Origin of the sequence: Stenotrophomonas sp. ZAC14D2_NAIMI4_7, from assembly GCF_003086675.1 — a bacterium.
Lineage (GTDB): Bacteria > Pseudomonadota > Gammaproteobacteria > Xanthomonadales > Xanthomonadaceae > Stenotrophomonas.
In genome coordinates, this window is record NZ_CP025995.1 from 3,916,784 (window position 1) to 3,924,239 (window position 7,456).

Annotated in this window: 8 protein-coding genes; 3 read left to right on the top strand and 5 right to left on the bottom strand. The window is 68.0% G+C overall.

What is annotated here, in order from left to right:
• Position 1: 1 nt before the first annotated feature.
• The 3 genes from C1922_RS17865 to C1922_RS17875 form a co-directional block, all read right to left on the bottom strand.
• A complete protein-coding gene (locus tag C1922_RS17865; protein ID WP_108750999.1) occupies positions 2-952 on the bottom strand; it encodes a YiiG family protein in 951 nt (316 codons plus the stop codon).
• A 161-nt stretch (positions 953-1,113) separates the two neighbouring features.
• Complete coding sequence (locus C1922_RS17870) at positions 1,114-2,121, bottom strand: YiiG family protein (protein ID WP_108751000.1); 1,008 nt, start codon at positions 2,119-2,121, stop codon at positions 1,114-1,116.
• 97 nt (positions 2,122-2,218) lie between these two features.
• Positions 2,219-3,037 (bottom strand): NAD(P)-dependent oxidoreductase, encoded by an 819-nt coding sequence (locus C1922_RS17875; protein ID WP_108751648.1) that lies wholly within the window; start codon positions 3,035-3,037, stop codon positions 2,219-2,221.
• Between the two features lie 107 nt (positions 3,038-3,144).
• On the opposite strand from C1922_RS17875, the gene C1922_RS17880 reads away from it, so the two are divergent.
• Positions 3,145-3,828, top strand: a complete 684-nt coding sequence (locus tag C1922_RS17880) for a hypothetical protein (RefSeq protein WP_108751001.1) — start codon at positions 3,145-3,147, stop codon at positions 3,826-3,828.
• A 1-nt stretch (position 3,829) separates the two neighbouring features.
• Here C1922_RS17880 and C1922_RS17885 read toward each other — a convergent pair whose 3' ends face one another.
• A complete protein-coding gene (locus tag C1922_RS17885) occupies positions 3,830-4,336 on the bottom strand; it encodes a DUF2867 domain-containing protein (protein ID WP_108751002.1) in 507 nt (168 codons plus the stop codon).
• The gene (locus C1922_RS17890; RefSeq protein ID WP_108751003.1) at positions 4,333-4,995 is read right to left on the bottom strand and encodes a serine/threonine-protein kinase; all 663 of its coding nucleotides are present in this window, start codon (positions 4,993-4,995) and stop codon (positions 4,333-4,335) included. The genes C1922_RS17885 and C1922_RS17890 overlap by 4 nt, the downstream gene beginning before the upstream one ends.
• A gap of 85 nt (positions 4,996-5,080) precedes the next feature.
• Between C1922_RS17890 and C1922_RS17895 the strand changes: the two genes are divergently transcribed.
• Positions 5,081-7,075: a bifunctional DedA family/phosphatase PAP2 family protein gene (locus tag C1922_RS17895; RefSeq protein ID WP_108751004.1), complete on the top strand. Its 1,995-nt coding sequence runs from the start codon at positions 5,081-5,083 to the stop codon at positions 7,073-7,075.
• A gap of 108 nt (positions 7,076-7,183) precedes the next feature.
• Positions 7,184-7,456: hypothetical protein (locus tag C1922_RS20730; RefSeq protein ID WP_234413370.1), on the top strand; the 273-nt coding region annotated here is incomplete at its 3' end.

Genomic DNA, 7,456 nt, shown 5'->3' on the forward strand with positions numbered 1-7,456 from the left:
GTCAGTGCATGCGGTTGCTGGTGGTGACCAGGTCGTTGTAAGCCTCCATGATGGTCGACTGCGCACCTTCCGGATCGGAGGTGAGCCAGCTGCCGGAGGCCTTGCGCTCGGCGGCCAGCGCTTCGGCGGTGATCGGCTTGCCCTCGCTCAGGCGCTCCACCCCACGCCCGGCGCTGCGCACCAGCTTGTCCGCCGAACGCTGCACGTGGCCCCACATCGGGTTGTCCTTGCCGACCCCAGCCGCCTGGATTTCCTTGATCAGGCCCTGGTAGTCGGCCAGGCGCGTACGCAGTGCCGGCAGGTCGGGGGCCTCGGCCTGGAAGGCCAGCGCCAGCTGCTTGCCGTCGCCGACGATGCGCAGGTGGTAATAGGCCAACGACCGGCCTTCGCTGTCCTCGATCTGCTGCAGCTGCACGGCGCGGCGTTCCTGCTCGCTCTTTTCCAGCGCAGCATCCAGCGCGTCGCTGGCCTCGAAGAACCCTGCATAGGCCTGCATCAGCGGCCCGTGCTGGGTGCGCAGGCCCTCACCACCGTCACGCCGGTACTCCTCGCGGGTGACGTAGCCATCAGCCTGTTCGACCAACACGTTCAGTGCCTGGAAGGACTGCTGGTAATCGCGCACCGCCGCGTCCATCGGCAGGGCCGGGGTCAACGCCAGCGCGTCGGTCAGCGACTGCGCGCAGTATTCCACCCGGTGCGAGGGCACCTTGCCCGGCGGACGCGGCTGCGTTTCCTTGCCGGTCGGGCCGGCGGCGGCATCGGCCATCCAGCCGGTATAGGTCTGGAAGCCCTCGCGCACGGGTGCGTCGACGCCGTTGTAGCAGGCAATGTAGGCATTGATCTTGTCCACGCTCGAATCGGCAACCAGAGCGCCGCCGCCGGGACTGCAGGCGGCAAGACCGATCATCGCGCCAGCCAGCAGCACGGGGACGGAAACACGGGAAACACGCATGGAAACTCCTCAGAAAACACAGAAAGCGAGGTGCCAGCGTGCCCGGTCGCGGGCCGCGCTGCACCGGGATGACGCCCGATGCCCGGCAAACGCGCGCACTGCGGGGATCACGCATGGAACTGACGCATTTGGCCGTGTCATATACGTCAACTGGAAGCCGTTTACTGCCGGTTGCTCTCGTCCACCAGCGTGTTGTAGGTCTGCAGCAATTTCCCCGGCGAGCCGCTGGGAATGTCCGAGCCCTGCGCCAGCCACTTCTTTTCGATGTCGGTGAAGGGACGCTTGCCGGACACGCGTTCCAGGCGCCACTTCGCATCGCGGCGGAACACTTCGGCCTCATGCTCGAAGCTGTTCCACTGCATGCGCCCCGGCTCCTGTTCGCCAACGGCGGCATGTGCCTCGTCGGAAATTCGGTTGAACGCATCCAGCAACGTCTGTGCCTGGGCGACGTCGAAGTGGTCTTCGGCCATCACGTCGATCAGCGCCTTGGCGTCGCGCATCATCGCCATGCGGTAGTACTCGCGGGTCAGTTCACCGCGCTGCTTCATTGCCTCCAGCGCCGCGTTCTGCTCGGCCATGTTCTGCGCTTCCAGCGCGTTGCTGAACGCCTGGCTGTGTTCGGCGAAGGTCATCAGCGCGGTCATCAGCGGCGCATGCATGTCCTTGCCACGGGCGAAGTCATCGTCCTGGTAGTCCTCGCGCGCGTAATAGTCGTGACCGGCATGGGCCAGCGGCTGCAGCGCATGCAGGCTGTCCAGGTACTGCTGGGCGGCGGCATCCAGCACCGGCAGCGGCGGCTGTGCAGCCCGTGCGCTGGCGATCTTCGTTTCGCAGTTCTTCAGGTCGGCGGCGGTCAGGTCCGGCGGGCCGATCGGGCGATCCTCGCGACCGCTCGGGCCGACCTTCGGGTCGGCCATCCAGCTGGTGTAGTAGTCGATGCCCTGGTGCAGGCCACTGTCCACATCGTTGTAGCAGTCGATATAAGCGTTGAGCTTGGCGGTCATTGCCAGCTCGGCCGGGTCGGCGTCCGATGCAGCGGGCGATGCGTCTTCGGTACCGGCATGGCCGTTGTGTTCGGCAGGGCCTGCCGCACCGGGCAACTTGCCGCAGCCGACCAATGCCAGCGACAGGGCAGCGACCAGCGCCGCAGAGCGCAGTGGCGTTTTCATGCAATCACATCCTTGTTGAAATCGGTTCCAGCCGAACATTCTAGCGATGCGTGGCAGGCGCGATCCTTGACGCCTGCCGCAGATCAGCTGCCGGGCGTCAGTCCAGGAACAGATCCGGCAGCAGGGCGCGCGATGGATCGACCGCATAGCCGGACAGATCGGTCACGCCCGCTTCGGCCAGCACCTCGTCATCGAGCAGGAAGCGACCATGGAAGCCAGCCGCGTCCCGCACCAGCACCGCATGCGCGGCGTCGGCCATGATCTGCGGGGTACGGCAGCCGGCCGCATCCACGCCGGGAATCATGTTGATCGCATCGGTGGCGATGACGGTGCGCGGCCACAGCGCATTCACCGCCACGCCCTGCGGGCCGAACTCGGCGGCCAGGCCCAGGGTGACGAAGCTCATGCCCATCTTGGCCAGGGTGTAGCCGGTATGCGGCGCCCACCATTTCGGGTCCAGGCTGGGCGGCGGTGCCAGGGTCAGGATGTGCGGATTGGGCGCCTGCAGCAGGTACGGCAGGCAGGCCTGCGCGCACAGGAAGCTGCCGCGTGCATTGACCTGCTGCATCAGGTCGAAGCGCTTCATCGGCGTGTCCAGGGTGCCGCGCAGCCAGATGGCACTGGCGTTGTTGACCAGGATGTCGATGCCGCCAAAGGTATCCACGGCCGCGGCCACGGCGGCCTGCACCTGGTCTTCTTCGCGGATGTCGCACTTCAGCGCCAGCCCTTGGCCACCAGCGGCATTGACCGCTTCGGCGGCGCTGTGGATGGTGCCCGGCAGCTTCGGATTGGGCACCGACGACTTTGCGGCGATGGCCACGTTGGCGCCGTCACGCGCCGCGCGCAGTGCGATGGCCAGGCCGATGCCACGCGAGGCGCCGGTGATGAAAAGGGTTTTGCCCTGCAGACTGCCCACGTTCCACACTCCAGCGTATGCAATGAGCCGCTAGTATGCCGCGCCGACGCCGGGTTCACCGCACGTTGACGATACTGGTGCCCCGGTCAACGCACGAGGTGTACGCCATGCGCCGTTCCCGTCTGCTGCTGCCTGCCTTGAGCCTGGCCCTGCTTGTCGCCTGCCAGGGTCGCCCGCCGGAACCCGGCGCTGCATCGGCCGGCCACGACGCGCCGGCCGCTGCCAAGGCCGCCAATGGGTCGTTGCGCTGGAGCGAAGCGGTGGTCTGGGATGGCGACCTGAATGCGTGCCGCCAGGGGGACACTTCGGCCACCCGCGACTGCCTGGCCAAGGCCATGCGCGATGGCGGGGCCAGCGCCGATGCCGTTGCCGCAGCCGGCCAGCTGTCCAGCGCCGGCGAGCTGGCCTACGTGACCGCCTGGCATGAGCACGATGGCCTGGGCGTGGCCACGGTGGCCTACCCGTTCCGCGCGAACACCAATGAAGGCACGCGCCTGGTCGATGCGTCCGGCAAGCGGATCGATGTGGATGCCGTGCAGCTGGATGATGCGCTGCGTGCAGACCCAGGGGTGCAGGCGGTACTGCAGGCCCACCCGCAGGCCACCCCGTTCCCGCCGGCGCAGGCCGCCGGCACCGCGCCACTGGAAGGTGGCGGCATCCGCCTGCTGTACCGCACGCCACTGCGCGACTGCCATGCCTGCCCCGACGTGGGCCATCTGCAGATCGGCTACGACTTCGACGGGCAGCGCAACTTCATCGGCCAGCAGGTGGTGCCGGCGGCGCGGCATTGAATCAGCAGTACGCCTGCACCTGCCTGCGCAGCAGGTGCGGCACGATCAGGCGGTGCACCGGCGCGACCGGCAGCATGTACACACGCCCGAACGCGTTGTGGGTATGCACCACGGTGGCCACTTCCAGCAGCTCACCCTGCCATTGCAGGGCCAGCTGCACGCGCAGGTGGCGATCGTCGTCTTCCAGCACGATGGCATCGTCATCCAGCGACTGCAGGGTGAAGATGCCCAGGCGCTGGCCCAGCCGTGGGGCTGCGGCGGCCTGCACCGCACGCAGCGAGCCCAGGTCCTTCATGCCCAGCAGGGCCATGCCGCGGTTGCGCAGGGCCATCAGGCCATCGAACCAGGCGGGAATGGTCGCGGCCATGTCACGGTAGGCCTGCAGGGCCGTGCGCCCGTTGCGCCGGGTGTGCGCCTGGCAGGCATGCACGAAATCGGCGCCGGCCAACTGCCCCGCGAGCACGCTGCCTGTACCGGGCACGGTGGTCCGCACACGTGCTGCGCTCACGGCTTGGGCCCCTGCCCCTCGTTGTCTTCCCAATGCAGGATGCGCCGGGTCACAAAGCGATAGACCGGCTTGCCGGTCGCAAACCACAGCTCGCGGATCCACGAGGTGCGCTTCAGTACGCGCTTTTCCACCGGGGTCAGCGCCTGGCGGCAGTACATGCGCTTGTGCTTGAGCAGGTGACGCAGGTCCTCGCGGGCGAGCAGGCGCATCCAGCGCGAGCGCGGGTGGCCGATCACGGCCAGCTGGAAATCGATCAACGCCGGTCGCCCGTCCACGGTCACCAGCCAGTTCGCCTCCTTGGCCAGGTCGTTGTGCGCCACCCCGCGGCGATGCAGCTGCTGCAGCAGGCGCCGCGCGGCATGGAACCAGGCCACGTCGCCGCGCGGCGGGCGCTGGTACATGGCATCGCCGGCCATGAAGCTGCGGTCCAGGTGGTGGCCGTTCCAGGCCAGCAGCTGCGGCACGTCGGCCATGCCGTGGATGTACTGCAGCGCGCGCGCTTCGCGACGGGCCAGCCACCAGGCCGGCAGCCGCAGCCACAGCGGCGTGGCGCGCAGGTCGCGGCGCACGAAACGGCCCTGCGGCCCTTCAACCAGCAGGATGCGGCCGAAGCTGTCGGCCTTCAAAGCGTGTGATGGAGCGTCGGGCGTGTACGGCATGCGGCCATTCTAGGCGATGGCGGTGGTTGCAAACGGTCACGAAGCGGCTGGGAACCAGTCACCTTCACGCCTCTATAATCGTGCAATGGACTCTTCATGGATCGACGCCACGCTTGCGTGGATTGCCGCTCACCCCGTATTGGCGGGCGCGGTCATTTTTCTGATCGCCTTCTGCGATGCGGTGATCATCCTGGGCGCGATCGTGCCGGCGCTGCCGTTGCTGTTTGCGGTGGGCGTGTTCATTGGCCTGGGGCAGATCTCCGGGCCGTATGCGGTGGCGGCCGCGGCACTGGGTGCCTTCGCCGGTGACGGCATCAGCTACTGGATCGGCCGCCGCTGGGGCGATCGCCTGCGCGGCGTGTGGCCGTTCAGCCGCTACCCCCAGTTGCTGGATCGCGGCGAGAACCTGTTCCGCCGCAATGCGTTCAAAAGCATCCTGGTGGCGCGCTACGTCGGCGCGATCCGCCCGTTCGTGCCGGCCATCGCCGGCATGATGAACATGCCGGCCAGCCGCTACGTGCAGGCCAGCGGCATCGCCAGCATTTCCTGGGCATTGCTGTTCCTGGCGCCCGGCTGGGTACTGGGTGAAGCCTATGATGCCGTCGCTGCGGTCGCCGGCCGGCTGGTGGTGGTCATCGGCTTGCTGGTGGTGCTGATGGGCGTGGTCTGGGCGCTGGTGCTGTATGGCTACCGCTGGTCGGCCGCGCGCATGGACCATTGGCTGGCCCGGCTGCTGGACTGGTCCAACCGCCACCCCACCCTCGGCCGCTATACCGTGGGCGTGCTCGACCCCAAGCGCCGCGAATCGGTGCCGCTGGCCATGCTGGCGCTGATGCTGCTGGTGCTGGGCTGGGGCTGGTTCGCGTTGTTGACGGTGGTGGTGGCGCATGGCGAACCGCTGGCGGTCGATCTGTGGGTGCACCAGGCCATGCTGGCCCTGCGCAACCCGTTGGCCGACTACCCGATGGCGGCACTGGCTTCGCTGGGTGCCTGGCAGGTGCTGCTGCCGGCCACCGCCGCCGGGATGGGCTATCTGGTGTGGCGCCGGCGCTGGATGGCCGCCGCGCACTGGCTGGCGGCGCTGGCCTTCGGCCTGGCCCTGACCATGCTGCTGGGCGCCACGGTGGACGTGGTGCGCCCGCTGGATGCCAGCAGTGGCTTCGGCTTCCCGTCGGTGTCGGTCACCATGGCCACCATCACCTTCGGCTTCTTCGCCGTGCTGATCGCACGCGAGATGCCCGGGCGCACGCGCGTGTGGCCGTACCTGGTGTCGGGCATCGTGGTCAGCCTGATCGGCTTTGCCCGTCTGTACCTGGGCGCGCACTGGCTGAGCGATGTGATCGGCGGCATGTTGTTCGGCACGTTCTGGCTGCTGGTGCTGGGCATCGCCTACCGCCGCCGCTTCAACCGCTCGTTCTGGGTGAAGCCGGTGGCCTGGCTGTTCTACGGCGTATTCGCGCTGGCGGCCATGTGGTACGCGCCGCGCAACATTCCGGTGAAGCTGCAGCGCTTTGAACCGGCGCTGCCGGCACCGCTGGCGATGGATCGGCAGGCCTGGTGGCAACAGGGCTGGGCAACACTGCCGGCGCGCCGCAATGAATTCGACGATGACCAGCGCTGGCCGCTGGATGTACAGGTGGCTGGCCCGCTGGCGCCGCTGCAGGCCCAGCTGGAGGCCCGCGGCTGGAAGGTGCAGGCGCAGGCCGGCTGGGAAGAAGCGCTGCTGATGCTGGACAAGAACACCGGCGCCGAGCAGCTGCCGGTGCTGCCGGCCACGCTGGATACGCGGGTGGAAGCGCTGCTGATGGTGCGCCAGGGCGCGCGCCCGGAAGAGCGCTACGTGCTGCGCCTGTGGCCGGCGCCGATGCAGCTGCAGCCCGGCGCGGTGCCGCTGTGGCTGGGCAGTGCGCAGACGCTGCGCTATGAACGGCACTTCGAGTGGATCGGCATGTGGCACCCGGTGCGCGGCGTCGATCCGGCGTTCAATGCGGTGAAGGATGCCGTGCAGGGCCTGCCGCAGCGCGAAGACGTGCACCGCGAAACCGGGTTGCCGGTGTTGAGGTTGCAGACGCAGCCGTGATGCATCCGCCGGGCATGGCAAAGCGTGCGCACCAAGGTGCGCACCTACCAAACGCAGGCCTTTACGGCATCCGGTAGATCCACGCCATGCGTGGATGGCAGGCCAAGCGTGCGCACCAAGGTGCGCACCTACCAAACGCAGGGCTTTACGGCATCCGGTAGATCCACGCCATGCGTGGATGGCATGCCGAGCGTGCGCACCAAGGTGCGCACCCACCAAATGCAGGCCTTTACGGCATCCGGTAGATCCACGCCATGCGTGGATGGCAGGCCAAGCGTGCGCACCAAGGTGCGCACCTACCAAACGCAGGGCTTTACGGCATCCGGTAGATCCACGCCATGCGTGGATGGCATGCCGAGCGTGCGCACCAAGGTGCGCACC

Coding starts and splice junctions, on each gene's coding strand:
- C1922_RS17870 (WP_108751000.1), bottom strand. CDS start 2,121: ATGAAAACGCCACTGCGCTCTGCGGCGCTGGTCGCTGCCCTGTCGCTG.
- C1922_RS17890 (WP_108751003.1), bottom strand. CDS start 4,995: ATGCCGTACACGCCCGACGCTCCATCACACGCTTTGAAGGCCGACAGC.
- C1922_RS17880 (WP_108751001.1), top strand. CDS start 3,145: ATGCGCCGTTCCCGTCTGCTGCTGCCTGCCTTGAGCCTGGCCCTGCTT.
- C1922_RS17895 (WP_108751004.1), top strand. CDS start 5,081: ATGGACTCTTCATGGATCGACGCCACGCTTGCGTGGATTGCCGCTCAC.
- C1922_RS17865 (WP_108750999.1), bottom strand. CDS start 952: ATGCGTGTTTCCCGTGTTTCCGTCCCCGTGCTGCTGGCTGGCGCGATG.